We start from the raw sequence: 25,878 nt of genomic DNA, 5'->3' as shown, positions 1-25,878 counted from the left end.
TTAAAGTGAACTTTTTTGCTTTCAAGGTTAAATTGTTCGCATGGTAAGGTCGAACAATGGTTTCGAAATTGCTCTGACTACCGTACAATAAAAAATCGCTTTTCATTAGCCAGAATTCATCATGAGTTATCAAGTTTTAGCACGTAAATGGCGTCCTCAGACCTTTCTAGAAATGGCAGGGCAAGACCATGTTCTCCAAGCTTTGGTAAACGCTTTGCGTCAGCAGCGTTTGCACCATGCTTATTTATTTACAGGAACTCGAGGGGTGGGCAAAACCACCATCGCACGTATCTTTGCTAAGTGCTTAAACTGTGAAACTAACGGCATTACCCCTGAACCTTGCGGTACTTGTGACAGCTGTCGCGAAATTGCCGAAGGGCGCTTCGTGGACTTAATCGAAGTCGATGCAGCGTCTCGAACTAAGGTAGAGGACACTCGGGAATTACTGGAAAATGTACAATACGCACCAACCCGTGGCCGTTTTAAAGTCTATTTGATAGACGAGGTCCACATGCTGTCAACGCACTCGTTTAACGCCTTGTTAAAAACCCTTGAAGAGCCGCCAGAGCATGTGAAGTTTTTATTGGCCACGACGGATCCACAAAAATTGCCGGTGACCATCCTTTCCCGTTGTTTGCAATTCAACTTGAAAAACATGTCACCGCAGCGAGTGGTGGATTATCTACAGACAGTATTGAACACGGAGCAGGTGGCATTTGATCAGCCTGCTTTGTGGCAAATTGGTCAAGCCGCCAATGGCAGTATGCGAGACGCTTTAAGTCTAACGGACCAAGCCATTGCTTTTGGCGATGGTGGTATTTCCGAATCCGGTGTGACGGCCATGCTAGGTTTGGTTAATCAAGCTCAAATTTTAGATTTGCTGGAATGCATTGCTGCAAAAAATGCGGCCGATGTGCTGTCTCGTATTGAGGCTTTAGCCGATTATCAGCCAGACTTTGTGGCCATTTGTGGTAGCTTATTGGATACCTTGCATCGAGTGGCGATAGAGCAACAAGTGCCAGGTGCTTTGGCTGATCAATTAGGTGATTTAGCCCGCATCCAAGACATTGCCCAAACCGTCAGCCCTGAAGAAATTCAAGTGATGTATCAGAGCTTATTAGTGGGGCGTCGAGATCTGCATTTGGCGCATTCTGCGCGTGCAGGTTTTGAAATGCTTATGCTGCGGTTAATTGCTTTCCGTCCTGCGCCACCTATGACCATGAGTCATCAAGCGCCACCGCTCGTCGCGGAGGACGCGGAAAAAAAAACACCGGAAGTTGAGTCAGCCAAGACATCTGAAAGCACCCTAGAGTCGACCGATGTTGTTAGGGCAGAACCTGAAACTGAGGCGAGACCTGGTAATGAGTCAGTACAAAGTGAAGTGCCGTCTTCGTCGGCTCAAGTGGAGTCATCATCTACAAGTTTGAGTGCGGATGAGCGACCCCCTTGGGAAGAGGCGTCAGCGGACGAGGTCGTTGATGAGGTGGAAGGCGATAAATTAGCACCTGTGTCAGATTTTACAGCAGAACAGCAAACGTCAGAAACACAGCAAACAGATACACGGCTTGAGCCAGTTCTTGCTTCGGAGGCTCCTGCAGTTGTCAGTTCTGATCATACTCGTGATGAGCTCGAAGCATCCAATGGGATGAAGCATGAGCATGAGACTTCAGTCGACCATCAAGCGCCACAGGAGGCGGTTAATGACTCCCAAGTTAGCCTTGATTCAGAGCAAAATGCCCCAAAAATGTCAGAGCGAGCGGCAGCACGAGTAGAATCTTTGCTGGAAACGTCTCATAACGTATCAGAGTCGGTTGATGATGAAGAGGAAGACGAAGAAGAAGCGGAAGAGCGAGCTATTGCCGATGTGGCAGACCCGTTTAATCCCGCGGCGGACCTCGTTGAGGCATTAGCGTCTGATGTGGTTGAGGCAGAGCCGGAATTGGCAGAGAACGATTCCACTGACCCTAGATTGGCCAAAGTACCAGATACCATTGCTCAACCCGCCTTAGGGATGCCATTGCCTGAGCTGAATCATTATAATGAGCTTACCATGCAAATTTGGTGGTTGGTGGCACCACGTTTGCCTTTGAGAGGCTTGGTGCAGAATATTTTGATGAACTCCAGTATGGTAGATGCCAGTGATCAAGGTATTCGATTACAAGTGCCACTTGAATATGGGCACATGCTAAACCAAGTTCGTTATGAACAAATTCAAGGTGCACTGAGTGATTTCTTTGCCATGCCAGTGCCCTTGATCATTGATACTGTAGAAGAGACCGAAGGGGTGACTGCAGAAGAATTCGCCGTCAGTAAACGTGCAGAAGCTTTGCAGGTCGCGATTCAACACTTAAATTCACATCCAGTTGTGCAAGCCTTGTCCAGTACGATGGGCGCACAGTTGGTTTATGACTCAGTAAAAGTTAAAGCTTAATAATTTGGAGAGAGATAATGTTTAAAGGTGGTATGGGCAACATGATGCGCCAAGCGCAAAAGATGCAAGAGAACATGCAGAAGGCGCAAGAAGAAATTGCCAATATGGAAGTAGAAGGTCAAGCGGGTGCGGGTTTAGTAAAAGTCGTGATGACAGGTCGCCATGATGTGAAACGCGTTTCTATCGATGATTCGTTGTTTGAAGACGATAAAGAAATGCTGGAAGACTTGATTGCCGCTGCAATGAACGATGCGGTTCGAAATATTGAAACTAACCAGAAAAACAAAATGGAAGAAGCGACAGCTGGTATGTCTCTTCCACCAGGCTTTAAAATGCCTTTCTAGGAGCTGACCTCTTGTTTAGTCCTCTTATTTCGGAACTGATTGAGTCCTTGCGTTGTTTGCCCGGTGTTGGGCCGCGCTCGGCTCAAAAAATGGCGTTATACTTGTTAGAGCGTGATCATCAAGGGGCCGATAAATTGGCCAGTTCACTTCGCGAGGCGTTGGATAAAGTCGGTCGCTGTGGTAGTTGTCGTACTTTAACGGAAGAGTCTGAGTGTGATATTTGCCAAGATCCAGAGCGCGATGAAAAGCGCTTATGTATCGTGGAAACACCTGCGGATGTTGTCGCCATTGAATCGGCAGGATCGTATCAGGGTCGTTATTTTGTCTTACTTGGGCATTTGTCTCCGATTGATGGGATCGGGCCGGAAGAGTTAGGACTGGATCGTTTGGAAGCCTTGGTGGTTAACAACGAAGTAGAAGAAGCCATAATTGCAACGAATTCCACAGTAGAAGGCGAGGCGACTTGTCATTATATTGCGGAAAAACTCAAAACATTGAATATTAATGTAAGCCGCATTGCCCATGGTGTGCCCATGGGTGGTGAGCTGGAATACGTTGATGGCAATACTCTGGCCTTAGCGTTAGAGGGACGGAAGACACTCTAAAATGAATGATCATGATGAGGCGTTGAATATTGTGTGGGTCGCGGACAATGCGTCCTTAGCCAGTTGGTGTGACTATTGGGCTGAATTGCCCGTGATTGCGGTGGATACTGAATTTATTCGTCGTACAACGTATTTTCCGATTACAGGTCTAATTCAGATCAGTGAAGGGGAAAAGGCGGTTTTAATTGACCCTTTAAGCATTGATGATTGGTCACCATTGAAGGCCTTAATGGTGAACTCTGCCGTTATGAAAGTGTTTCATGCTTGCTCTGAAGACCTGGATGTCTTTGATCGTCTGTTAGGGGTTCTACCCACCCCATTTTACGATACACAAATAGGCGAAGCCTATGCCAGTGCGCAATGGTCATTGAGTTATGTGAAATTAATTCATGAATATTTACGCATTGAAGTGGCAAAAGATGAAACTCGTTCAGATTGGACGCAACGTCCACTAACCGATGCGCAAAAACGTTATGCGGCATTGGATGTGGTGTATCTTGCAAAAGTGTATCCGATGCAGGTCGCTCGCCTTAAAGACAAGAAAATGCTCGAATGGGCATTAGAAGATTGTGAAACGCTCAAGTGGCAATACCAGATGAACTCGGATCCAGAGCAAAACTGGGCGGGTGTGAAGACGGCGTGGCGCTTATCTCCAGAAGGTTTGACCTTGTTACGCTTGTTGTTCATTTGGCGTGATGAGCAAGCGCGAAAAGAAGACGTGCCAAAAGGGCAAGTTCTGAAAGATCGCACTTTATGGTCGATCGCTAAAATTCTGCCGACGCATCATAAAGCCATCTCTACTGCCGAGGAAATTACAGGCCGTCAACAGCGTTTGTATGGTGAAACCATCCTTGAAAAAGTCGCGATGCTGAAAGAGCTGTCTGCTGATGAGTATCAGATGCCATTGGAGACGCCTTTACCCTCTCAGGCGGGTGAATTAACGAAAGCGGTGAAGGCGTTTGTTCGTGGTCGAGCGGAAACCATGGGCGTGGCCCCAGAAGCCATGATGAAGCGAAAATTATTGGAGCCTGTGGTGCGCCATTTGTTTGATGGTTCTGCGATTGATTGGCAAAACCCAGCAATGACAGGTTGGCGTCAAGATGTCATTGTGAACCCAATTTTAGATAAATTTAAATCGTCCTAATCGACCATAATAATGGTCAAGAGAAAACTATGAAACAGCAATTGATTATTGAAGTGTTCCATTCATCGAAGCGAGAAGGCATGTATCTTTTCGTAGAGAAAGCCGTGGGTTTATCGAAAGTGCCTGATGAGCTGATGGAGCGTTTTGGCAAAGGTGTTAGTGCCATGACAATGCTACTCACACCAGAAAAGAAGTTGGCACGGGCGGAAGCGCAAAAGGTCATGGATGAAATTCGTAATAAGGGTTTCTATTTGCAATTGCCGCCAGTGAAAGACGACTATTTGTTGGATCTTTATAAAACCCCAACGGAAGCTGTTTACTAACTATGATCGCAAAGCGTTACGAACCTTTTTGGAAAACGGTGCCATTGGAACAAATGTCATCGGATCAATGGGAATCCATTTGTGATGGTTGTGGCAAATGTTGCCTGCAAAAATTGCAAGATGAAGACACGGAAGAGGTGTACTACACCAATTTATCTTGTCAGCAACTCAATTTAACGAGTTGTCAGTGTAATGTTTACGAAACAAGACAGACTAAGGTGGCCAGCTGTATTACGCTGACACCAGATCAGATCGATGAGTTTCATTGGCTACCTGACACTTGCAGTTATCGAGTGTTAAACGAAACCAAAGACTTGCCAAGTTGGCATCCTTTGGTGGTTGGTAGTCATAAAGAAATGCTCCGTCAGGGGCTAACCGTCCAGCATTATGCTGTGAATGAGCAATCGGTAAAAGAAGAGGACTGGGATACCCATATTATTAAATGGGTTCACGGTATGCCCGAACCTTATGACGTAAGTTAATCCGATTGGTTGGTCAATAGCAGCAGTGTGATTCAAGGAGTTCGCAGACGTGAAGTGGTTGAAGTTAAGTACAGTGTTGTTATTGGCCTCATTAACTTTTTGGGTGCCTCTTGCGAAAGCTGACGCGCAATTTCGAGTCATTGTCGATGCGTCTGGCAGTATGCTGATCAGTGATCCAGATAAACTCACTTCCGAGGCATTGCGCCTTATTTCCAATCTCGCACCAGATGAAAAAGCCACCTTAGGTATTTGGTTATTTGGGGAAACACCGCGTGTGCTGGTGCCTGAAGCACCAGTGAATATTCAGACTAAGGCTCGAGTCGCCAATTATGTTAACAGTTACCTGACCCAAGACGTTAAAACCGATCTTGAAGCCATTATTAAGCTATTGCTCGATACCCCTGACGCGGGTGGTTTAGAGCCAGGTTTTGATCGTCATTGGATTCTCGTCACTGATGGTATGGTGGACATTAGTTTAGATGAGGCAATAAACAAAGCGTCTCGCGATCGCATACTCAATGAACTGTCACAGCAACTTGAGCTGTTGGATATCCATCTGCACACCATCTCCATGACTGGTTATACCGATAAAGCGTTATTAGAAAACTTGTCTCTTCGTACCAATGCAACTCACACAGAAGTGGCCGTACCAGTGGACTTGTTAGACACGTTCGACCGTATTTTCTCGCAAGCTTCTCCTTCCGATGAATTGCCTTTGAATGGTAATCAGTTTGTGGTGGATGAAGCCATCGATGAATTAACTCTTGTGGTATTTCATGAAAAAGGCGAATTACCCGAGGTGATTTTACCTGATAACTCGTTACTGCCGATTAAAGGGGGCTTTAATGTGTCGGTGTCGTCGGCGGACCATTACACCTTAATCAGTGTGCAGGATCCTTTGCCTGGTACTTGGCAGGTTAAAAATGTCGACTTATCGCGTAGTAGCGTTCGTATCATTACCGATTTGAGTGCGCGAGCAACGAAAATTTCTCCCGTTATTTTTACAAACGAAGAGATATATTCTTCGGTTGGCCTCTTTTTGGACGGTTTGTTAATGCAAGATCCACAGTTATTGGATTTAGTGAATGTTAAGCAAACCTTGTATCGTTTGAGTGGAGAGCAAAAAGAAGAAGTCCTGTCTTATGATGTGCCTAAAGCCAACGATCAATTTAAAATTCGTTTGGCAGGGATTGGCCTAGCAGGCAATTATGAACTGGTCAGTGAAGTGGACGGTCAGACATTCAAGCGTCAGCTGAGTCAGTTTTTTACTGTGCACCCAGCGATTGAATTTGAGGGCTCAACACCGAGCGATAATCTGGTGGCCTTTACGGCTACGCCAGTGAACTTAAAACTCAACCTATTGCGTTCTAATGTTGTGTTGGAGTTTACGGATAAAAATGGTGGCAAACGAACAGAAGAGATGCCGCTTATCGGACAGGGGTATTGGGAAAAAGTCATGCCGGTGTCGCCAGATGATCATGTGATGGTACGTGCCAAACTGTCTGGCGTGACTCAAGCGGGTTTACGATTTGAATATCAAACACCGGAATGGCACTTTGATCGCCAAGGTGAGGCTGACGCGACGGTTGGTGTTGGTGAGCAAGCCGCTAAGAGTTTATTGCTTTCGCCTTCCAATTCGACTAATCGAGAAGTTATGCCTGTGGTGGTTGCACCGGCCATTTCCGTAGTCGAAGAGAATGAAGAACCAGTAGAAGCATCAGTTGATACTGAACCGACTGAATTACCTGCCACAGAAAAAGAAGACGTGATGGATGAAGTAGACACCATGACACCGACCGATTGGATTATGTATGCGGCACTAAATGTTGCTGGATTGGCGGTGATTGTGGCGGGTGTGTTGTTGTATCGACGTATTCGTAAGAATGCGTCCAAATAAGAGTGAAATAAGCGAGCATGTGTGAATTGTTAGGCATGAGTGCCAATGTGCCAACGGATATTTGTTTTAGTTTTTCTGGGCTAAGAGCCCGCGGTGGTCGCACTGGACCACACAAAGATGGCTGGGGAATGGCGATGTATCGAGATGGCGATGTGTGGGCCATTCACGACCCTAGACCGAGTGCCGATTCTGACATGGCCGAGGTAATGAGTCATACCTCACTGAAGTGTGACATCGTGATTAGTCATATTCGTCAAGCAAATGTCGGTGCTGTGTGTTTGCTTAATACCCATCCGTTCAGTCGTTTGTTGTGGGGTAAAACGTGGTCTTATGCTCACAATGGTCAATTGGAGTCAGCTGAGAGTTTGGCGATCGAAAAAACACACCCATTGGGTAGTACCGACTCCGAACGGGCTTTTTGTTGGATTATTGAACAACTTCAACGCCGCTTTGATAGCCTTGAGCCTGAGGTCGAAAGTTTATCGCAAGCCTTATCTGAATTGGCGTTGCAGTTAAAAGAGCGTGGCGTATTTAACATGATGCTGTCGGATGGCAAACGACTCTACTGTTTCTGTACAACCAAGCTGCATTGGATTACCCGTCGGGCCCCCTTTAAGAAAGCCAGTTTGTCTGATGAAGACGTTATTGTGGATTTCCAAGAAGTGACCACAGATAAAGACGTGGTGACGGTCATTGCAACTCAGCCGTTAACACAAGACGAAACCTGGCAACAAATGCAAGAAGGTGAGTTGTGTGTGTTTGATGGTGGTGAAGTTGTCTGTCAGATAAAAAGCCCAGCATCAGCCGTCTAAGCGTAATAATGACATGATCGTAGGGACTGCTCAGTTGGTGAAAAGTCCACTTTGATGATCATCATGGGCGGGAACTTTTTATTTGATCACTAATAACTGGTATCCTTGCGGCATTTGAACAGTAACAGAGTAAACAGAATGATAAATGACAATGACGTAATCAGCACATTAGAAGAGCTGGAAGCCTTTGTATTGGCCGTTGAATCCGGTGGCATGGGGTTGAACAATGTTGCTGGTTTGGCGCTGGCCACCAACAACAGTAATGGCCGTCCTTTTGTGGCCGTTCTGGATGATAATCAGCAGCTTTTATTAGGGCGTTGGGTGTCTGGTGACGTGTTTGAAAATGGTAAAGACATTGTTCGCTATGGACCACGTAAACACTAAACTAATGTATAGCACAGTGCCTCTTCAGCCGTTTGTCTGAAAGGATAAAAAAAAACCGCTTAGGTTTAGCTTAAGCGGTTTTTTTGTTTGGTGTAAGCCAAAGAGGTTTAAACGAAAAGGCTTATTGAACTAATTCGTTGTCGCTGAATTCACCTTCAAACAAGGCGGTTGATAGATAACGTTCACCTGAATCAGGTAATACCACAACGATTTTTTTGTCTTTGTAGGCTGCTTGCTGACTTAAACGCTCGGCGGCCACAACGGCGGCACCACATGAAATGCCGCACAAAATGCCTTCCTCACGCATTAAGCGTTTCGCCATCGCAATGGCATCATCATTGTCTACTTGCTCAACCAGATCAACCATCGATAAATCTAAGTTTTTAGGCACAAAACCCGCTCCGATACCTTGGATTTTGTGAGGTGCTGGCGTAGGCGTTTCACCTTTTAAGGTTTGCGTAATCACTGGCGAGCTGGTGGGTTCAACCGCCACGCTGGTAATGGCTTTGCCTTGCGTGTTCTTGATGTAGCGACTCACACCTGTGATGGTGCCACCTGTACCAACGCCGGCCACGAACACATCAATGTCGCCGTTGGTGTCTTGCCAGATTTCTGGCCCAGTGGTTTGCTCATGAATTTCTGGGTTGGCGGGGTTGTCGAATTGTTGTAACAGCACGAAATTGTCGTCTTGGGCGATTTCTTGTGCTTTCTCTATCGCGCCTTTCATGCCTTTAGCTGGTTCGGTTAAGACAATGTTCGCTCCCAATGCTTTCATCACCTGACGGCGCTCTAGGCTCATACTGGCTGGCATTGTAATGGTGATGGGGTAGCCACGAGAAGCGGCGACAAAACACAATGCAATGCCCGTGTTACCACTAGACGGTTCAACGATAGACTTGCCTTCGGTCAGCAGGCCTTTCTTTTCGGCGTCCCAAACCATGTTCGCGCCAATACGGCATTTTACAGAAAAAGCAGGATTACGAGATTCGAGTTTTGCGAAAATGTTGCCATTACCAATGCGATTTAAACGTACAAGCGGTGTATTGCCAATGGTAAGCGAGTTATCTTCAAATACTTGATGAGACATAGCATTATCCTTTTTTCGTCTTTATGAATCGGGTAGATTTGTTTCACTATAACCTCTTCATTGGGATTAATGTTAGAATTTCCAACTATATCGATAGAATACGGAGCGCCTTACTTTTTTTCTGCGCTCCTAACACCCTAATCAATTAGGATACTTCTTTGGAAACCATGCAAAATCATCTTGTGATGACGCGAGATCGTCATCGTATTAGCCGTAAGCAAGAGCAAATTCAAAAGCGCCAAAAAGACGGTCAGCCATTCGATAAATTATCTAATGAATTGACGGACTTAATCGACACTTCAAAAGCCCGCTATCAGTCGCGGCTGGCCGCTATGCCGACCATAACTTACGATGAGAGTTTGCCAGTCGCCGCTCGCGCTGACGAAATTATTAACGCCATTCAAGAACATCAAGTGGTGATCATCGCTGGTGAAACGGGCTCAGGTAAAACCACCCAATTACCGAAAATGTGTTTGCAAGCTGGTCGTGGTCGAGCTGGGCTCATCGGTCATACTCAACCAAGACGAATTGCCGCGCGCAGTGTGGCCGAACGCATTTCGGATGAGCTGAGTGTTGAGCTCGGTGAGCAGGTGGGTTTTCAGGTTAGGTTCAGTGATGAAAGCTCTGATAATACCTTAATTAAACTGATGACTGACGGTATCTTGTTGGCTGAAATACAACAAGATAAACGCCTCTATAAATACGACACCATCATCATAGATGAAGCCCACGAACGCAGTTTGAATATCGACTTTTTGTTGGGCTATCTTAAACAAGTATTGGCTGTGCGTCCGGATCTTAAAGTGATTGTGACGTCGGCAACCATTGATGTGGCGCGTTTCTCACAGCACTTTGATAATGCACCAGTGATTGAAGTGTCCGGACGAACTTACCCAGTGGAAATTCGTTATCAGCCGTTACTAAGTAAGGCGGATTCTGATTTAGACGAAGACCAAAGTATGGAACAAGGCGTGTTGGATGCGGTGGAATTACTGATCGCAGAAGAAAAAGTGTCGGGTTATCGCGGAGCGGGGGACATTCTTGTCTTCTTGCCGGGTGAGCGGGAAATACGAGAGACCGCGGAAATTCTTCGACGTGCGGAACTGAGATCGACCGAAGTCCTGCCTTTGTATGCTCGTTTGACGGCCAGTGAACAACAGCGCATTTTTAAGCCTCATTCAGGGCGGCGTATTGTGTTGTCGACTAACGTGGCGGAAACGTCTTTGACTGTCCCTGGCATTCGTTATGTGATTGACCCAGGTTTAGCGCGCATCAGTCGTTATAGTGTTCGTTCTAAAGTACAGCAGTTACCCATCGAAAAGGTCAGCCAAGCCAGTGCCAATCAAAGGGCGGGCCGTTGTGGTCGAGTCGCGGACGGTATTTGTATCCGCTTATACGACGAAGCGGATTTTGCCAGTCGTGCGGAATTTACCGACCCTGAAATTTTTCGAACCAATTTGGCTTCGGTTATTTTGCAAATGGCGAACTTAAAGCTCGGCGCCGTTGAAAAATTTCCATTTGTTGAAATGCCTGAAAAGCGCATGATCAACGATGGTTACCGAGCGTTGACCGAACTCGGGGCACTAAAAAAAGATCGTTTAACGCCCATTGGCCGACAACTGGCCAAATTACCCATTGACCCGAAACTGGGGCGAATCTTAATCGCCGCCGAACGACATGGGGTATTAGCGGATGTGGCGATCATCGTCAGTGCCTTGTCCATTGCCGATCCGCGAGAGCGACCGCAAGACAAGAAGACGCAATCAGATCAGGCTCATGCGCAAGACAAAGATGAGGACTCGGATTTCGCCGTCTTTTTGAATTTGTGGGAACGGTATGAAGGTCAACGTCAGGTTTTATCACAAAACCAATTACGACAGTTTTGTCGTAAGCAGTTTTTGAACTTTATGCGCATGCGAGAATGGCGAGACATTCATCGTCAAATTATGATTGCCTGTAAACAGTTAGGCTTTAAAGATCGCGCCAGTGATGCTCGAAATTATGAAGCCATCCACCGCTCCTTACTCGCAGGTCTGTTTACTCAGGTAGCGAATAAAATGGACGACAGTAAAGAAATGCTTGGTTGTCGTTCACGCAAACTGTCTATCTTCCCAGGGTCTATGTTATTCAAAAAACCACCGCAATGGGTCATGGCAGCGGAATTGGTGGAAACCAGTAAACTGTATGCTCGTGTGGTGGCGCGTATTGACCCTATTTGGATTGAAGAATACGCCGCACCATTTGTTAAGCGTCAGTACCTTGACCCTCACTTTGAGGCCAATCAAGGTCGAGTCATGGCCAATGAGCAGGTGTCGTTATACGGTTTGATCATAGTCGCGAAGCGTCGTATTGATTATGGTCACGTGAACCCTGAAGAAGCCCGTGAGATTTTCATTCGTACCGGTTTGGTTGAGCGCGAGCTGCGTTCCAAACAGGCTTTTTATCGACACAATAAAGCTCTGATTGATAATCTGGAAACACAAGAGGCGAAATTACGTAAACGCGATATCTTAGTCGATGACGAGGCGGTATTTAACTTCTACGATCAACGTTTACCAGACACAGTTCGCAATCTGAAAAGCTTAGAGCATTTTGTTAAGACACACCCTGATGCCTTGATGATGACGAAAGAAGATCTCATCAATCAAGAAGTTGTTTTGGATGAGGTCGCTTTTCCTGACACATTTGGCTTGAACGGTGTGGCGCTACCCATCGATTATAAGTTTGAACCGGGTAAGGCAACCGATGGCGCCACCTTGAAAGTGCCTGTGGGATTACTGCGCCAGCTAAGCATTGAAGATTTAGGTTGGGCCGTACCTGGCTACATTAAAGAACGTTGTGAGGCGCTTATTCGTGCGCTGCCAAAAGTGTTACGTCGTCGCTTTGTGCCGATTCCGCAGTTTGTTGACCGCATTTACCCGAATTTATCGAAAGAGAAAGGCGATTTACTTGAGCAGTTAAGCTTGCAGATTAAACGTGAAACCTTGATTGATATTCCATTGAATGAGTGGAATGCGGAAAAGCTTGAGTCTCATCTAACATTGCGGCTGGAAGTGGTGGATGAACGTGGCAAGGTGCTAGGCAGCGGCAAAGACTTAGCCGAATTACAGAGTCAATTCAGTGACCTTGTGGAAGAAAGCTTTGCTAAGTTCGGTACTAAAGCACATGAGGTGGCTGATCTAACTGAATGGCCGGAGCAAGGCATTCCTGAGCGCCAAGAAATTAAACAAGCTGGGATCAAAGTCACGGCGTTCCCGGCTTTGGTCTCTCAAGGTGAAACCGTCTCATTGAAAATGTTTGATGATCAAAGCACGGCCACCGAAGCGCATCGTAAAGGGGTGATTACCTTACTTAAATTGACGTTGAGTAAAGACGTGCGTTACCTGAAAAAGAACTTGCCGCATCTAAGAGAGTCTATGTTGATTTTCTCGCCTTTGGGTCCGAAAGAGTCCTTATTGGACGATTTGCTCAGTGCCATTTTGGACAAAGTTTTTCTTGACGGTCGTTCTTTACCTCGCACAAAACACGATTTTGAACATTGTGTTACGGCTAATAAGAGCCTCTTAATTTCAATGGCAAATGAGATGGCTACACAGTTGCATCGTGTGTTGTCCTCTTATCAAGGTGTCGCGAAACGTATGAAGGGCAGTATTCCTTTGCCATGGTCACGAATCTATGGCGATATTCAGTTTCAATTAAGGCAACTTATTTATCCTGGTTTTATTGGTAACACGCCTTTGTTCTGGTTGGGGCAATTGCCAAGGTATTTCAAAGGCATTGAAGTGCGTTTGGAACGCTTTCAAAACCATTTGAATAAAGAGAATCAGTTCGTGTCTGAGTTAGAAGGATTGTGGCAAACTTATCAAAAGCAGAAAAAGGCTCATGATGAGAAAGCGCTATACGATCCTGAATTGGTGAAGTATCGCTGGATGTTAGAAGAGTATCGGATTTCTTTGTTTGCACAGTCGGTTGGAACCTTAGAGCCTATTTCTGAAAAACGCCTTGCGAAACAATGGCAAAACGTCAAAAAATTGGTGTAATAAAAATTGGCTAGAATGTAAAACCTAGTCTAGATTTCCACTTACAGGGATAAAAAAATGCTTAATCGTATCAATGTCTTGTTGTTTGCCTTAGCCATGATGTTGGCTCAATCTGTTTGGGCGGCGACTGAGGAAGACCCGTGGGAAGGGTTCAACCGGGCGATGTTTTCCTTTAATGACGCCGTGGATGGTGCGGTGCTCAAGCCTTTAGCAAAAGGCTATAAAGCGGTAACGCCATCGCCAGTGCAAAAAGGCGTGAGTAATTTCTTTTCCAATTTAGGCGAAATCGGCAACATCTCCAATAATCTGTTACAAGGTAAATGGGATCAGACGGCATCGTCTACTTGGCGTTTTATTATCAATAGTACGGCAGGCTGGTTTGGTATTTTTGATGTTGCCAGTGAAATGGGATTAAAAAAATACGATGAAGACTTTGGTCAAACCCTCGCCTATTGGGGAGTGTCGTCGGGGCCTTATCTTGTCTTGCCTTTCTTCGGTCCATCCACCGTCCGAGATGGAACGGGTAGGGTGTTTGATATGACCTATGATGATGGTATCAGTTATTTGTCGGTGAATTCTGATGAAAGACTTGGCTTGTTCGCGCTGGATGTAGTGGAAACCCGGGCGCGATTACTCAATGCTGAATCAATGATCTTTGGAGATCGATACAGTTTTATTCGCGATGTGTATTTACAGAACCGTACTTATGAAATTTATGATGGCAACATTCCTCAAAAACCGGAATCCGATCGCTTTAACGATGCTGATGACAGTTGGGGAGATGACGAATCTAGCTGGGGCGACGAAGACGAATCTAGTTGGGGAAACGAAGATTCTAGTTGGCAAGAGGACAATGCAGGGAGTAGCTGGTCGGAGTAATGAGGAATGACCGATATAAACCGGAAACCCACTTCAATCAATTTTTGGTTTAATGACGACTATTTTCGAGAAGTCATACTAAAAGGGTTTTTGTGTGTTATTGGTGCGGCCAGCACCATTCTGATTGTACTAAATCTGTTCGTTGGTCAGACCATACTAGCGATATTGGAAATTGTGTTACTCGTGTTTACCGTGAGTGTTTGGTTTATGCCCAGACACTGGTCTCTCTTTAAATGGTCAGTACTTTTCTACGTCGCTTTTCTTTTTAGCGGGATTATTGCCTCCATCGCCTTTTCTCCTTTATTTTCGGGGCGACAGGTATGGGTGTTGATCTTTCCCGTTGCATCCTACTTGATGTTAGGACGGCGCGTAGCCGTGTCGCTCAGTGCCATATGTTTAGCCATGGTTTCAGCCATCATCATTAATCGTTTTGAAGGCGAATACGAAAGTTATATGCGCGGCATTCTGATTAATTTAGTGCTTGCTTATGCTTTTATTTGGGGCTTGAGTCACGGCGCGGAATCGGTCATTAAGAGAATGTTGGAGGCGCTCAGGCAGATTGCGTCTACAGACCCTCTAACAGGTTTGTCTAATCGAAGAAACATTGATGCGAAGTTCAACAATCTATTGCAAAGTAAGATAGATTCAGCAGAAGGGTTGGGGTTTGTTTTGATGGATTTGGACAACTTTAAAGACGTAAACGATACTTATGGCCACGATGCGGGAGACGCTTTGTTGGTGGATTTTGCGGCGCGGCTGCGATCCTTTAGTGAAGCAGATCACAGTTTATACCGGTTAGGCGGTGAAGAGTTTTGTGTTTGGCTACCAAGTCATACTTGTCAGTCTTGGGCTGAGGCATTTTGCCAATACATTCATGACACACCTTTTATGTTTCAAGGTCACTCCATCCATTATACGGTTAGCATTGGCTTGGTCACCTCTGAGCAAATTACTGAGACCTTCCAGCGCCTGTATTCTTTGGCCGATACCTGTTTGTATCAGGCCAAAGGTGCAGGGCGAAATAGAGTGGTGATTGATTCGCTATAAAAGTCAGAATGTCTTCTTACTGAAGGGTCACTTTTAGTAGTTTTCCAGAGTCAGTTCCTAAATACAGAATCCCTTGAGTGTCTTGAGCGATGGAACGCAAGCGTTCATTCAAGTCTTCAAGATAACGGGTTTCCTTGGTGGAACCATCTTTTTCAACGTGAATTTTGTTTAAGTGTCTCAAGGCAAGCGCTGTAGACAAAAAATCGCCATTCCAGTTGGAAAATAACAACCCTTGGTATCGGATTAAACTGCTGGGCGCGATGGAAGGAATGTACACCTTTATCGGGCTATTAATGCCGTCTTTTTCTGTGCCTTCACCAACGCTTATAGGGCCCCAGTACTCTTTGCCATAAGAGACAATTGGCCAGCCGTAATTCGCGCCTGGGCGAATCAAGTTGATTTCATCCCCACCCCGTGGGCCATGCTCATTCGACCAGAGAGTCTGGGTATTATTATCATAAAACAAGCCTTGTGGATTACGATGGCCATAACTCCAAATCTCATTGCGTATGTTGGCATGAGAAACAAATGGATTATCCGCTGGAACCTTACCATCCAGATTCAAACGAATGATACTGCCCGCATGATTGCGGAGGTCTTGGGCATTTTCACGAACGCCGCGATCGCCAATGCTAAAAAATACATGTTGCTGATCATCAAAGGTAATGCGACCACCATAGTGCTTACTGGTTGCACTGGCAGATCGGCTTATTAATAAATCTTGCCAGTTGATAAAGCGATTATTGTCTAACTTGGCTCTTGCTAACGTGGTAACAGAGCCGGCTTCGGTTGGTTTTGCATAGGTAAAATACAACCAACCATCTTGTGCATAGTCGGGTGATTTAGCGACATCCAATAGGCCTCCTTGGCCACGGCTATCGACTTTGGGAAGGTTACTGAGAGCCTGCTTTTGACCATTGGTCAGATTAACCTTATACGCCTCACCTTGTTTGACAGTGATGATGGCAAATTGGTCATTAAGTAGGCTAATGCCCCAAGGTATACCGTTAAATTCGGCAACTTGCGTGACATTAAGGTGCTGATCATCGCGAGACACGTTGTTGGCGTATCCGTTTAGCGATAATAAGCTGATAAAAAGCATGATCCAATATTGCATTTGGCCCCCTGAAAATTTTCGATCAGTATATAGAAAATAGTCAAAGAAACCGCACTAGGAAAGGCATTTCCTTTAGTATTGCTGATTGCTTACCTAGTTTGATGAAGTGTTCAGCCCCTCGTCCATTATCGAATAAAAGCGTGACAATTTGGTCATAATTGCGGCGAATTAGCCAAAATAACGTTCACCTTGTGCAACATTTCGAGTAACGACCGCATTGGCGGCAATAATGGCGTCATCCCCTATGCTAATGCCGGGTAGAACCTTGGCACCACCGCCGACCCACACGCGATTGCCGATATGAATAGGACGAGCAAAGCATTCGCCAGCGACTCTTGCAGCGGACTCACGAGGATGGTCAACGGTATACAGGTGCGCGGCTGGTCCGATTAACACTTGGTCACCAATATGGATGGGCGCGCTATCAAGAAACACGCACTGAAAGTTAATGTACACGCCTTTGCCCAAATAAATCTGGCTGCCATAATCACACTGAAAGCCGGGTTCTATGATGACTTGTTCAGACTGTGCAAAGAGGCGAGTAATGTGTCTGAGATTGCCTTTACTAGGATGAGCATTGTATTTAGCGCAGGCAAGACGGGCGGCTTCGCGCTTTAGGCGAAGAGCTAAGTCTAGGCTATTGAAGTGTTCGCCGTTAATCATTTTTTCAAATTCTGTCATCGTGCCTAAACCCTAACTGGTTTTATCCTGTGTTACTCGTTGAGCAGGCATAAAAAACGCGACCTAGGCCGCGTTTTTAGAATCGCACTACTTAACGACAACGCGTCTTATAGCATAGAAGCCAAAGTGTCTTCCAACTTACGTTGGTCAACCGCGAAGTTACGGATGCCTTCAGACAACTTCTCAGTCGCCATAGCGTCTTCGTTCATTGCCCAACGGAAATCCGCTTCCGAAATCGCAGCTGGTGCAGCTTTCACGTCGGTAGTTGGCACCAATTTGCGCTCTAATACGCCTTCGTCTTTCTTTAGTTCTTCTAACAACGCTGGGCTGATGGTCAAACGGTCGCAGCCAGCCAGTTGCTCAATTTCACCGATGTTACGGAAGCTTGCGCCCATGACAACCGTCTTGTAACCGTGTTGTTTGTAGTAGTTGTAGATTTCCGTCACAGACACAACACCTGGGTCCGTTTCGGCTGTGTAATCTTGACCAGTCGACTTTTTGTACCAATCTAGAATGCGACCGACGAAAGGTGAAATTAGGTAAACACCGGCTTCAGCACAAGCTTGTGCTTGAGCAAAAGAGAAAAGCAACGTTAGGTTACAGTTGATGCCTTCTTTTTCTAGCTCTTCTGCCGCTTTAATGCCTTCCCAAGTAGACGCTGCTTTGATTAAAACACGATCACGAGACACGCCAGCTTCTTCGTACAAAGCGATCAACTTACGTGCTTTGGCAAGCGTCGCGTCTTTATCAAAAGATAAACGCGCATCGACTTCCGTAGAAATACGGCCAGGAACGTATTTTAAGATTTCTGTACCAACGATAACCGCAAGTTTGTCGCCAGCGTCTAGAATTTGTTGTGCTTTATCATCGCTCTGAGTCTTCGCCCAAGCAACCGCCTGCTCTAGAAAAGGGGCGTATTCAGGAATTTGAGCGGCTTTTAGCATTAGAGATGGGTTAGTGGTCGCATCTTCTGGCAAAAAGTCTTTGATTGCCGTGATGTCACCTGTATCGGCTACAATGGTCGTGAACTCTTTTAACTGAGATAACTTGTTGCTCATTGCTCTTATCCTTTGTGTTGATGATGTTTGACCAAATCAATGGCCTCTAATAATACATTAACGTTTGCGTCGGCTTTATGACCATTTTCGGAAAGACAGCGACGGAATTGTTTGCCGCCAGGCTCTCCTTGAAAAATGCCAAGAATATGACGCGTTAAATGAAGCAGACGTTCCCCTCGTGCGAGTTGTTCCTCAACATAAGGCACAAATGCTTCCAATGCTTGATATCTGTCTGTTACCAATGGCGCATTGCCATAGATGGCTTGGTCGACTTGGCTTAATAACCAAGGGTTGTGATATGCCTCACGGCCAATCATCACGCCATCTACTTTTAGTAGCTGCGTTTGGCACTCTTCTATGGTTTTAATGCCACCGTTAATGATGATTTCAAGGTCTGGGAAATCTTCTTTTAGCTGATGTACAAAATGGTACTTAAGGGGCGGAATCTCACGATTCTCTTTTGGGCTCAAACCCTGCAAAATGGCATTACGCGCATGCACAATAAAGGTCTTAACCCCGGTGGTGGCCACGTCGCCTACAAAATCACGTACCACACTGTAATCTTGTTGTTCATCCAAGCCAATACGATGCTTAATGGTCACCGGAATGCTGCAAGCGTCCTGCATGGCTTTCATGGCGTCTTTAACTTTGTCAGGATGCGCCATCAAACAAGCGCCAATCAAACTGTTTTGCACGCGGTCACTCGGACAACCCACGTTCAAATTGACCTCGTCGTAGCCAAACTTTTCCGCCATGGCTGCGCATTGACCTAAATCTTTAGCGTTGGAACCGCCTAATTGCAATGCAATAGGGTGTTCACAATCGTCATAACGTAAAAAACGTTCTGGATTATTGCCTTTTAATAAAGCTCCCGATGTCACCATCTCGGTATAAAGCAAGGTGTTCTTTGTCAAGGTACGCGCAAACACCCGATAATCAGACGTAGTCCAATCCATCATGGGTGCGACGGAAAAGCGTCTATCGACTGTATCGCCTGATTTTACTGGCTTAGAGCTTAAAATGTCTGTGGTTTCGTTTAGCATTTATAGGGTCAATTTGGGTCGTTATTTGGGCTTTTAGGTAATATAATGCTACAAGATTGCTACATTTTTTTTTGTAGCATTTCGCGTTGTAATTAGTCTCATACCAGACATTATTCTTCGTTACCGTTTAGTGCGTTTGATTATGTCATAAAATTACAGGTTTCTAAATTAATATGGCAACTTTTAAAACTAGAACTAAAAAAAATGGAAGTATTGTTCACGTTGCTCAAATTCGAATTTCTCGTGGAGGCAAGGTTGTTTTTAGTGAGGCATCGAGTTTCGAAGGAAAATCAGCTTCTAAAAATGCTAAGTTATGGGCAGCTAATCGTGAAGCTGAAGTTAAGCGCAAGCTAGAAAGTGGCAAGTCGTTGGTTCAGCTTTCGGTTGCTGAGGGCATGGCGCGTTATGTGTCTGAACATGAAGACGCACCAATCCCACTTGGCAAAACCAAACGCAGTACGATGATGCTAATGAGCAAAGAGCCACTGTTAAAAGAGGTCTTTTTGTCTGAAATGACCTCGGCCGATTTAATGGTGTATCTTCGTAAGCGTTACCATGAAGATGGCGCCAAACCAGCTACAGTGAATCAAGACATCAGTTATATTCGTGTGTTGGCAAAGTATGCCAGGGTGGCGTGGTCAGTTGCTATCGACTTACAAGAGATAGACGACGCATTAGAGCTGGGTAATCGGATGGGCATTATCGATCGTTCAACCGCCAGAACACGTCGACCATCACTCGATGAGTTAATCGGTATTTGTGATTATGTCCACCGAGAAAGGAATGGGAAGTCCAGAAGCTCGGTGTTTAAAACCCCACTGGCCGATGTTGTATTGTTCGCCATCTTTTCAACTCGTCGACTGGGTGAAATTTGTCGTATCGAATGGAACGATATTGATTTTGCAGAAGGTGTGGTGTTGATCAAAGACATGAAGCACCCTCGTAAAAAGAAGGGCAACGATATGTTGTTGCATCTTCCTAATAGAGCGATCGAGATTATTAAACGCCAACCAAGGCAAGATGGAGAGCCTAGAGTATTTCCGTACGCTGAATCAACAATTGGTTCGGGTTTTCGTCGGTCTTGCGTGGCTGCGAATATTGAAGATTTGACCTTCCATGATCTGCGCCACGAAGGTGTGAGTCACTTGTTTGAGCTGGGTTATACCATACCACAAGTGAGCATGGTGTCAGGACATCGCTCGTGGAATAATTTGGCGCGATACACGCATCTAAATAAAGTGGAAGCGTTTGATAAATACGCCGATTTTGAACCCGCAAGAAACCTCGGAGAGGCCGGCTTAGTTAAGCCGGTATAGCTTCTCTTTGAACGCGTCGGCCCCGTCTTACAGGGCTTTCTTTCGTTAGGTTTTGCTTTTTGCTTGGTTTTGCCGCAATAGGCGCTTTACCACTTAGCAGTAAGGCGCGTTGTTTGGCTTCTTCGCGCGCTGTGTCCAGTGCCTCGGCCAAATCTTCCAGATGAATGATGTAGGGGCTCTTCTGTGACTTGCTCATTCGAAAGGCTGGAATGGGAAGCTCCCCACAATTGGCTGCTTTATTGGCCTCGTGCAGCGTTTTGAAGTTGGTGTAATGCAATGCTTCTTCAAGTGTTACAGCAGCACGCCCTTCGAACTCAGCCATGAGTAAAAATAGTGTTTTTGAACTCATATCAATACTCCCTAGTTTAATAGACGTGGTGGAACGTCTATCCATGTGCTTTTGAATTTTCCCGCATGTTTTGGGTCTTCCAGACGAACACATTGTTTATAGCCAATTTGACTGGCGCCAAATTTACGAGCGATTTCGGTGAATTCATTGCAGCGCTTTGGGTCGCCATACAGCGGTGATATCTGTTTTGGCGTTAGTTTTGTCATGTACTGGCTTACTAATTCATTCAAAGCATTTTGATAGGGTTCTTCTGGAATCTCGCCAATATTGGCAAGGATTTTTACCGCGATGTCGACTTTGCTTAGTCGTCTGTCGAACTTCCACTTAGAGACTATTTCTTGTGCTGCTTTGGCTCCCGCTTTTTCAATGTTAGCGAGGCGTGTTTTGGCTTGTTTTTCTGCCAGTTCTTTTGATACTCCAAATACTGCGAAACTCATATCATCCTCCTTTTACGCAACCTGTTGCGTTGTCTTGATGACGGACATGGCCAGTTCATAGCCGTGATAACCTTTGGCGAACACGCTTCTTTGTTGGGTGTTTAGCTCGCCATGTTGGTTGTAGGGGTTGCGCCAGTATGTTGGGTCAGCATATTGGGCCAAAATGTTTAGGGCTTTGCTGTTATCAAATTCTGCGTGTTCATTTAGAAGTTGGCTAATGCGAGCATTGGCAGAGTTGAGTTGCTGCTCAAGTTGGTTGACGGTGCGCTGCAGGCTTTCGTTGTGCTGCTTTACTCGATAGTTTTCTGCAGCGGCTCGAGCTAGGTTATCCCGCATACTGTCAGACATAGAGGCGATTGTGCATAGGCTTTCGTAGCCGTTAATGGCTTCGATAAGCTGTCGAACGGTAATTGGATGACTGTTTTGGTCGTGGCCAGCAGTAAGGTCTTCTTGCCAGTTATATTGATTGGTATTCATGGTATCTCCTTGTGTGGCTAACAGCGATTTAATGATGCATCCATGCTCATTTTTTAGTGTGCCAAGCTGGCAACTGTGCCGGCTTGTTCGGCTTTGATTTTTAGGTAAATCTCTTCGCGATGAACGGCAATATCACGCGGTGCGGTAATGCCAAGGCGAACTTGCATGCCTTTTACGCTCAGAATTTCCACGCTGATGTTGTCGCCAATGTTGATGGCTTGTCCAACCTTGCGAGTTTGCGTGAGTAGGGCGGGGGTAGCGGTACGAATGCGGATTAGATTGCCTTTGATGCCTGAAATCGTTACTTCGATTTCATCGCCAATCATGATGGTTTCGCCAATGCGTCGAGTCAGAATTAACATAATTTCCTATCCTTTTGGTTTGTTGATTTAAGTTTGCTTAATGTGAATTTAGTTAAACTTAAATCAAATGTCAAATAAATTTTAGGAAAACTTAATATTGTGATTAACAGATAAGGCAAAAATGATCTTTGCCCTATCCCGGGGGAATGATTAAAACTTAAATTTCGACTCAGTCACAACACCGATGATTCGGCAGTTGCCATTGATTTCAAGAGCTTTGTAGTTGGGGTTGAGAGGGCGAAGGTATTTTTGACCAGCATCAAGTACAAGTTTTTTGAAAGTGACTTCATCTGTACCTTCTAGCTTTGCAACAACTAAGCTGCCGTTTTCAGCGGGGATGTTCGGGTTTACTAAAATCAAACTTCCTTCTGGCACGCTAATGCCATTATGGCTTGTCATGCTATCTCCAACGACTTTTAGCCAAAAGCAATTTTCGTCTGAGTTTGATGGAGCATCTTCCCATTCAATATCATCACCGAGAGTTCGGTAATCTATCGCTTCCGTCCAAGAGCCAGCTTGTACATGACTAATCACAGGAAGCTTCTTGGTTTCATGAAAGAATGGAGCCGCGACAACGTTGCTTTCTGAATCAGATTCAACGCCAGATATCAGCCAATTAGCTTGAGTTCGTAATACTTGAGCAAGTCTATAAAGGTTTTCACCTTTAGGTGCTGTCGTGTCACTTTCCCATTGCGAGACTGTGACGTGAGAAACCCCTACCAATTTAGATAGCTTCATTTGGGTAATTTTCAATTCATTTCGCTTGACGCGAATTCGAGAGCCTAATGTTTTCATGTAAGTTATCTTAAGTTATGTTGACTTAAGTTTTCCTAATGATTTATATTTAGGAAAACTTAATAGGTCGGACGTAAAGAAATGCTAAAACACAAAGTGATGAAACATTTTGGTAGTCAAACAAATTTATCTGCCGTTTTAAAAATATCTCCGAGTTCAATTTCTCAATGGGGAGAGATTATTCCTGAGAAGCAAGCGCTTCGAATTGAGAAATTGACCAATGGAGAATTGAAGTACGACCCAGCATTCTATTCCAAATCAGCATAGCGAACGGTGTTTAAGCAAACCACGTTTGAATGAATCAGGAGAAAACAATGAGTGAACAACAAGAGATACGCCGCGTCATTATTTGCCCTAGCGCTGTACGTGTAGTGCGGGCTTTGAATCATTTGAGAGATTCCTGTAACACCGCAGGGTTAAAGCTTCAAAGCTCCGGCTTAAGTGATACGAAGGTCAGAGATCAAATATTTCAAACAGAAAAAATGGTTGAGGCTGTCCTTAAAGACATAACAAACCTCACCATCACGCCTGAATTTTTTAATAAAGACAGAGAGAGCTAATCCTCTTCGTCTTCCTCAGGTGCTTTTTCCACGATGTAGTGCCTGAACTTTCTAATCAGGTCAGGAATAGATTCTTCACCGAGGAAGGGGAGACAGTCGACGGTGGGGATTAATACGTTGTTCTCAATTTCGTAGGTAACAGAGACAACAATAAATCCATCTGGAGCCTTGAGTTCGATTTGAATTTCGGCTGGAAGGTTAAGAACTTCTAAGAAGCGGGGCACAGGGCCAGAGATGTTTGGGAGCCTTTTACTAACGTGAAGGCTCGTACCGATTTCTTTGAGAATCACAATATTCATGCGCTTTCCTTGCTTTATGAGTAATGGAATACCGAATTTAGAACATTAAAAACGTGGCTTCAAGTTAAGGACGCGTTTGAATGAATCAGGAGAAAACAATGGATCACATTGACCAAGCGATATACGACACAGTCCATAACTCTGGGATGGGTGCGAAAGCCATCGCGCCGCTGATGGGGGTAGGGCATCAAGTTCTGATCAATAAGGCCAACCCACAATCAGAGACGCACAAACTCACTCTGCGGGAGTCTGTTGCCTTGCAACTCATTACCGGTAATCACGCTATTCACCGTGCAATGGGCGTCGAGCTTAGCGTGCAAACGGAAGAGCGAGGGCCTGTGTTGGGCATCTTAGAGTCGGCCTTTAAAGCGGGCAAAGAGCATGGCGATGTGGTTCAGGCGATTTATAAGTCGCTGGAAGACGGCCGCATGACGATGCGAGAGCAAGAGGAATGCCAGAAGGAAATCACCGAAGCCATCGAGGCGCTTATGCAGCTTCGTGAATCGGTGCTCAAACACAGTATGAAGCAAATGAAAGGTTAGCTGCCATGAGTATGGAATTAATGGTTAAGGCCATGAAGACCAAGGTAGGTAACCCACTTCGTAAACTTGTGCTTATTAAGCTCGCTGATAATGCAAATGATCATGGTGAGTGTTGGCCAAGTTATCAGTACATTGCAGATCAATGTGAAATCGGTAAACGAACCGTGATAAGTCACATTGATTCGTTGATAGAGTCTGGTTTGCTAACGAAAACCATTCGAAAAGGCGCAAAAGGGAATTCATCCAATGTTTATGTGCTGAATCTCGACGCCAAGCCAGTAAACAATGGGGGTGCAAATGCTGCACCCCCTAGTGCAAATGTCGCACCCCCTAGTGCAAATGTCGCACCCCCTAGTGCAAATGCTGCACCAGGGGGGGGTGCAAATGCTGCACCCAGAACCAGTCACTTTCTTGAACCAGTCAAAGAACCAGTCAATTCTTTGGTCGTTCCGCCCAAACGCAAAAAATCAAAACGGGCTTCTGGCGTTCCGGATGAATTTCTCGTTGACCAGCGAATGCTCGACTGGCTGGCGGTGAACCAAATCACCACCGACTGGCGAACCGAGACCAATAATTTCTTGGACCATCACCGAGCCAAGGGCTCAACCATGGCGGATTGGGTGGCCGCATGGCGAACGTGGATGCGCAATTCCATGAAGTTCGCCACAGGGCGACCGCCGCCGCTGCACTCGGCCAAACAGCAAGTGAGCGAAAGCTTGTCGAATATCCACGATACCAACTGGTAGGAGCGAGCCATGTACGATTTGTTTGATGAATTCCCAACCGCAGAAGCGGCGTATTTTGAAGCCGCAAGCAACTCACACGACCTAGCACACTGGCAACCAAGCCACGATACGGTGTACGAAGCTGGGCGACGAGTCGGTTTCTCAAAACTGCGTCGACGCGACACTGGGGCTGGCAAACGAGCCTTCACCAAAATCTACCAAGACGTGTGCAAGGCATGGCAACGAGGTGAGCGATTTAAGCGTGTTGTCATCGAAGCGCCTAGCTTTGGCGAGCAGCTGACAGAGCGAGAATTACTGCAACGTCGTGTCATTGGTCGCGAGCGAGTTAGTCAGTTGAAAGATTTGTTAAGGGCTACGACATGAGCACAGAAAACCTAATTCGCTATCACTTTGACGATGGCACTGAGGTCACTGCGAGCTGGAGAGATGCAACACATGACTGTAATTACATTTACTTTTTTAAGGGCGTCTACGCCTTCCTGAAAGTGAATGATAAAGGGTTATGGAAATTAGTGGATGTTGAGTTCCATGAGTGGGAGCAGATCACTAATCCCATTCGAATTACAGAGATTATGAAAAACGCTTACCCACGGCCAGTGGGAGTATGAGAAATAGGAGCCA

The 25,878-nt window shown here is 45.6% G+C and carries 30 protein-coding genes; 19 read left to right on the top strand and 11 right to left on the bottom strand.

What is annotated here, in order from left to right; translation table 11 throughout:
• Positions 1-121: 121 nt before the first annotated feature.
• From dnaX to ACHUFM_RS03790, 9 genes are all read left to right on the top strand, one after another.
• On the top strand, positions 122-2,431 hold the full coding sequence (gene dnaX / locus ACHUFM_RS03830; protein WP_394179721.1) for a DNA polymerase III subunit gamma/tau: 2,310 nt from the start codon (positions 122-124) through the stop codon (positions 2,429-2,431).
• Positions 2,432-2,448: 17 nt separating this feature from the next.
• A complete protein-coding gene (locus tag ACHUFM_RS03825) occupies positions 2,449-2,775 on the top strand; it encodes a YbaB/EbfC family nucleoid-associated protein (protein WP_063334118.1) in 327 nt (108 codons plus the stop codon).
• Between the two features lie 11 nt (positions 2,776-2,786).
• Positions 2,787-3,380 carry a recombination mediator RecR gene (recR, locus tag ACHUFM_RS03820; RefSeq protein ID WP_394179719.1) on the top strand — a complete coding sequence of 198 codons (594 nt, stop codon included), beginning with the start codon at positions 2,787-2,789 and terminating at the stop codon, positions 3,378-3,380.
• A 1-nt stretch (position 3,381) separates the two neighbouring features.
• Positions 3,382-4,524 (top strand): ribonuclease D, encoded by a 1,143-nt coding sequence (gene rnd, locus ACHUFM_RS03815; RefSeq protein WP_394179717.1) that lies wholly within the window; start codon positions 3,382-3,384, stop codon positions 4,522-4,524.
• Positions 4,525-4,553: 29 nt separating this feature from the next.
• A complete protein-coding gene (locus ACHUFM_RS03810; protein ID WP_394179715.1) occupies positions 4,554-4,847 on the top strand; it encodes a YcgL domain-containing protein in 294 nt (97 codons plus the stop codon).
• A 2-nt stretch (positions 4,848-4,849) separates the two neighbouring features.
• The gene (locus ACHUFM_RS03805; protein ID WP_394179713.1) at positions 4,850-5,329 is read left to right on the top strand and encodes a YcgN family cysteine cluster protein; all 480 of its coding nucleotides are present in this window, start codon (positions 4,850-4,852) and stop codon (positions 5,327-5,329) included.
• A 49-nt stretch (positions 5,330-5,378) separates the two neighbouring features.
• On the top strand, positions 5,379-7,226 hold the full coding sequence (locus ACHUFM_RS03800; RefSeq protein WP_394179711.1) for a VWA domain-containing protein: 1,848 nt from the start codon (positions 5,379-5,381) through the stop codon (positions 7,224-7,226).
• Between the two features lie 17 nt (positions 7,227-7,243).
• Positions 7,244-8,038, top strand: a complete 795-nt coding sequence (locus ACHUFM_RS03795) for a class II glutamine amidotransferase (protein WP_394179709.1) — start codon at positions 7,244-7,246, stop codon at positions 8,036-8,038.
• 138 nt (positions 8,039-8,176) lie between these two features.
• Positions 8,177-8,422 carry a hypothetical protein gene (locus ACHUFM_RS03790; protein WP_394179707.1) on the top strand — a complete coding sequence of 82 codons (246 nt, stop codon included), beginning with the start codon at positions 8,177-8,179 and terminating at the stop codon, positions 8,420-8,422.
• A 121-nt stretch (positions 8,423-8,543) separates the two neighbouring features.
• On the opposite strand, the gene cysK is transcribed toward ACHUFM_RS03790, so the two are convergent.
• A complete protein-coding gene (gene cysK, locus ACHUFM_RS03785; RefSeq protein WP_394179705.1) occupies positions 8,544-9,509 on the bottom strand; it encodes a cysteine synthase A in 966 nt (321 codons plus the stop codon).
• Positions 9,510-9,676: 167 nt separating this feature from the next.
• Here cysK and hrpA point away from each other — a divergent pair, with 167 nt between their 5' ends.
• The 3 genes from hrpA to ACHUFM_RS03770 are packed head-to-tail and all read left to right on the top strand — an operon-like array spanning position 9,677 to position 15,475.
• Entirely contained in the window at positions 9,677-13,549 is a 3,873-nt protein-coding gene (gene hrpA / locus ACHUFM_RS03780) for an ATP-dependent RNA helicase HrpA (RefSeq protein WP_394179703.1), read from the top strand.
• Positions 13,550-13,606: 57 nt separating this feature from the next.
• Positions 13,607-14,428, top strand: a complete 822-nt coding sequence (locus tag ACHUFM_RS03775; RefSeq protein ID WP_394179701.1) for an MlaA family lipoprotein — start codon at positions 13,607-13,609, stop codon at positions 14,426-14,428.
• 6 nt (positions 14,429-14,434) lie between these two features.
• Positions 14,435-15,475 (top strand): GGDEF domain-containing protein, encoded by a 1,041-nt coding sequence (locus ACHUFM_RS03770; RefSeq protein ID WP_394179699.1) that lies wholly within the window; start codon positions 14,435-14,437, stop codon positions 15,473-15,475.
• Positions 15,476-15,491: 16 nt separating this feature from the next.
• On the opposite strand, the gene ACHUFM_RS03765 is transcribed toward ACHUFM_RS03770, so the two are convergent.
• From ACHUFM_RS03765 to dusA, 4 genes are all read right to left on the bottom strand, one after another.
• Positions 15,492-16,592 carry a PQQ-dependent sugar dehydrogenase gene (locus ACHUFM_RS03765; RefSeq protein WP_394179697.1) on the bottom strand — a complete coding sequence of 367 codons (1,101 nt, stop codon included), beginning with the start codon at positions 16,590-16,592 and terminating at the stop codon, positions 15,492-15,494.
• 168 nt (positions 16,593-16,760) lie between these two features.
• Positions 16,761-17,273 carry a sugar O-acetyltransferase gene (locus tag ACHUFM_RS03760; RefSeq protein ID WP_394179695.1) on the bottom strand — a complete coding sequence of 171 codons (513 nt, stop codon included), beginning with the start codon at positions 17,271-17,273 and terminating at the stop codon, positions 16,761-16,763.
• A 107-nt stretch (positions 17,274-17,380) separates the two neighbouring features.
• Positions 17,381-18,331 carry a transaldolase gene (tal, locus tag ACHUFM_RS03755; RefSeq protein ID WP_063334106.1) on the bottom strand — a complete coding sequence of 317 codons (951 nt, stop codon included), beginning with the start codon at positions 18,329-18,331 and terminating at the stop codon, positions 17,381-17,383.
• 5 nt (positions 18,332-18,336) lie between these two features.
• On the bottom strand, positions 18,337-19,374 hold the full coding sequence (gene dusA / locus ACHUFM_RS03750) for a tRNA dihydrouridine(20/20a) synthase DusA (RefSeq protein WP_394179693.1): 1,038 nt from the start codon (positions 19,372-19,374) through the stop codon (positions 18,337-18,339).
• Between the two features lie 173 nt (positions 19,375-19,547).
• On the opposite strand from dusA, the gene ACHUFM_RS03745 reads away from it, so the two are divergent.
• Positions 19,548-20,690 carry a site-specific integrase gene (locus ACHUFM_RS03745; protein ID WP_394179691.1) on the top strand — a complete coding sequence of 381 codons (1,143 nt, stop codon included), beginning with the start codon at positions 19,548-19,550 and terminating at the stop codon, positions 20,688-20,690.
• Here the strand turns inward: ACHUFM_RS03745 and ACHUFM_RS03740 are convergent.
• From ACHUFM_RS03740 to ACHUFM_RS03715, 5 genes are all read right to left on the bottom strand, one after another.
• The gene (locus tag ACHUFM_RS03740; RefSeq protein WP_394179689.1) at positions 20,677-21,039 is read right to left on the bottom strand and encodes a pyocin activator PrtN family protein; all 363 of its coding nucleotides are present in this window, start codon (positions 21,037-21,039) and stop codon (positions 20,677-20,679) included. The genes ACHUFM_RS03745 and ACHUFM_RS03740 overlap by 14 nt on opposite strands.
• Before the next feature lie 11 nt (positions 21,040-21,050).
• On the bottom strand, positions 21,051-21,476 hold the full coding sequence (locus ACHUFM_RS03735) for a hypothetical protein (RefSeq protein WP_394179687.1): 426 nt from the start codon (positions 21,474-21,476) through the stop codon (positions 21,051-21,053).
• Between the two features lie 12 nt (positions 21,477-21,488).
• Positions 21,489-21,953 carry a hypothetical protein gene (locus ACHUFM_RS03730; RefSeq protein WP_394179685.1) on the bottom strand — a complete coding sequence of 155 codons (465 nt, stop codon included), beginning with the start codon at positions 21,951-21,953 and terminating at the stop codon, positions 21,489-21,491.
• Positions 21,954-22,006: 53 nt separating this feature from the next.
• Complete coding sequence (csrA, locus tag ACHUFM_RS03725) at positions 22,007-22,315, bottom strand: carbon storage regulator CsrA (RefSeq protein ID WP_463514146.1); 309 nt, start codon at positions 22,313-22,315, stop codon at positions 22,007-22,009.
• A gap of 150 nt (positions 22,316-22,465) precedes the next feature.
• Complete coding sequence (locus tag ACHUFM_RS03715; protein WP_394179683.1) at positions 22,466-23,110, bottom strand: LexA family protein; 645 nt, start codon at positions 23,108-23,110, stop codon at positions 22,466-22,468.
• Between the two features lie 81 nt (positions 23,111-23,191).
• Between ACHUFM_RS03715 and ACHUFM_RS03710 the strand changes: the two genes are divergently transcribed.
• Positions 23,192-23,377 carry a Cro/CI family transcriptional regulator gene (locus ACHUFM_RS03710; RefSeq protein WP_394179681.1) on the top strand — a complete coding sequence of 62 codons (186 nt, stop codon included), beginning with the start codon at positions 23,192-23,194 and terminating at the stop codon, positions 23,375-23,377.
• A gap of 47 nt (positions 23,378-23,424) precedes the next feature.
• Positions 23,425-23,670, top strand: coding sequence for a hypothetical protein (locus tag ACHUFM_RS03705; RefSeq protein ID WP_394179679.1), 246 nt, complete (start codon positions 23,425-23,427; stop codon positions 23,668-23,670).
• On the opposite strand, the gene ACHUFM_RS03700 is transcribed toward ACHUFM_RS03705, so the two are convergent.
• Positions 23,667-23,969: a hypothetical protein gene (locus ACHUFM_RS03700; RefSeq protein ID WP_394179677.1), complete on the bottom strand. Its 303-nt coding sequence runs from the start codon at positions 23,967-23,969 to the stop codon at positions 23,667-23,669. The genes ACHUFM_RS03705 and ACHUFM_RS03700 overlap by 4 nt on opposite strands.
• 98 nt (positions 23,970-24,067) lie before the next feature.
• On the opposite strand from ACHUFM_RS03700, the gene ACHUFM_RS03695 reads away from it, so the two are divergent.
• Genes ACHUFM_RS03695 through ACHUFM_RS03680 form a run of 4 tightly spaced genes read left to right on the top strand, consistent with a single transcriptional unit; the run spans position 24,068 to position 25,865 of the window.
• The gene (locus ACHUFM_RS03695; protein ID WP_394179675.1) at positions 24,068-24,511 is read left to right on the top strand and encodes a phage regulatory CII family protein; all 444 of its coding nucleotides are present in this window, start codon (positions 24,068-24,070) and stop codon (positions 24,509-24,511) included.
• Positions 24,512-24,516: 5 nt separating this feature from the next.
• A complete protein-coding gene (locus tag ACHUFM_RS03690) occupies positions 24,517-25,257 on the top strand; it encodes a helix-turn-helix domain-containing protein (protein WP_394179673.1) in 741 nt (246 codons plus the stop codon).
• A 9-nt stretch (positions 25,258-25,266) separates the two neighbouring features.
• Entirely contained in the window at positions 25,267-25,620 is a 354-nt protein-coding gene (locus ACHUFM_RS03685; protein WP_394179671.1) for a hypothetical protein, read from the top strand.
• Positions 25,617-25,865, top strand: a complete 249-nt coding sequence (locus ACHUFM_RS03680; RefSeq protein ID WP_394179669.1) for a hypothetical protein — start codon at positions 25,617-25,619, stop codon at positions 25,863-25,865. The genes ACHUFM_RS03685 and ACHUFM_RS03680 overlap by 4 nt, the downstream gene beginning before the upstream one ends.
• Positions 25,866-25,878 lie beyond the last annotated feature (13 nt).

This window comes from Marinomonas posidonica, from assembly GCF_043643765.1.
Taxonomy (GTDB): domain Bacteria; phylum Pseudomonadota; class Gammaproteobacteria; order Pseudomonadales; family Marinomonadaceae; genus Marinomonas; species Marinomonas posidonica_A.
This window is presented reverse-complemented; position numbering and strand designations above follow the sequence as displayed.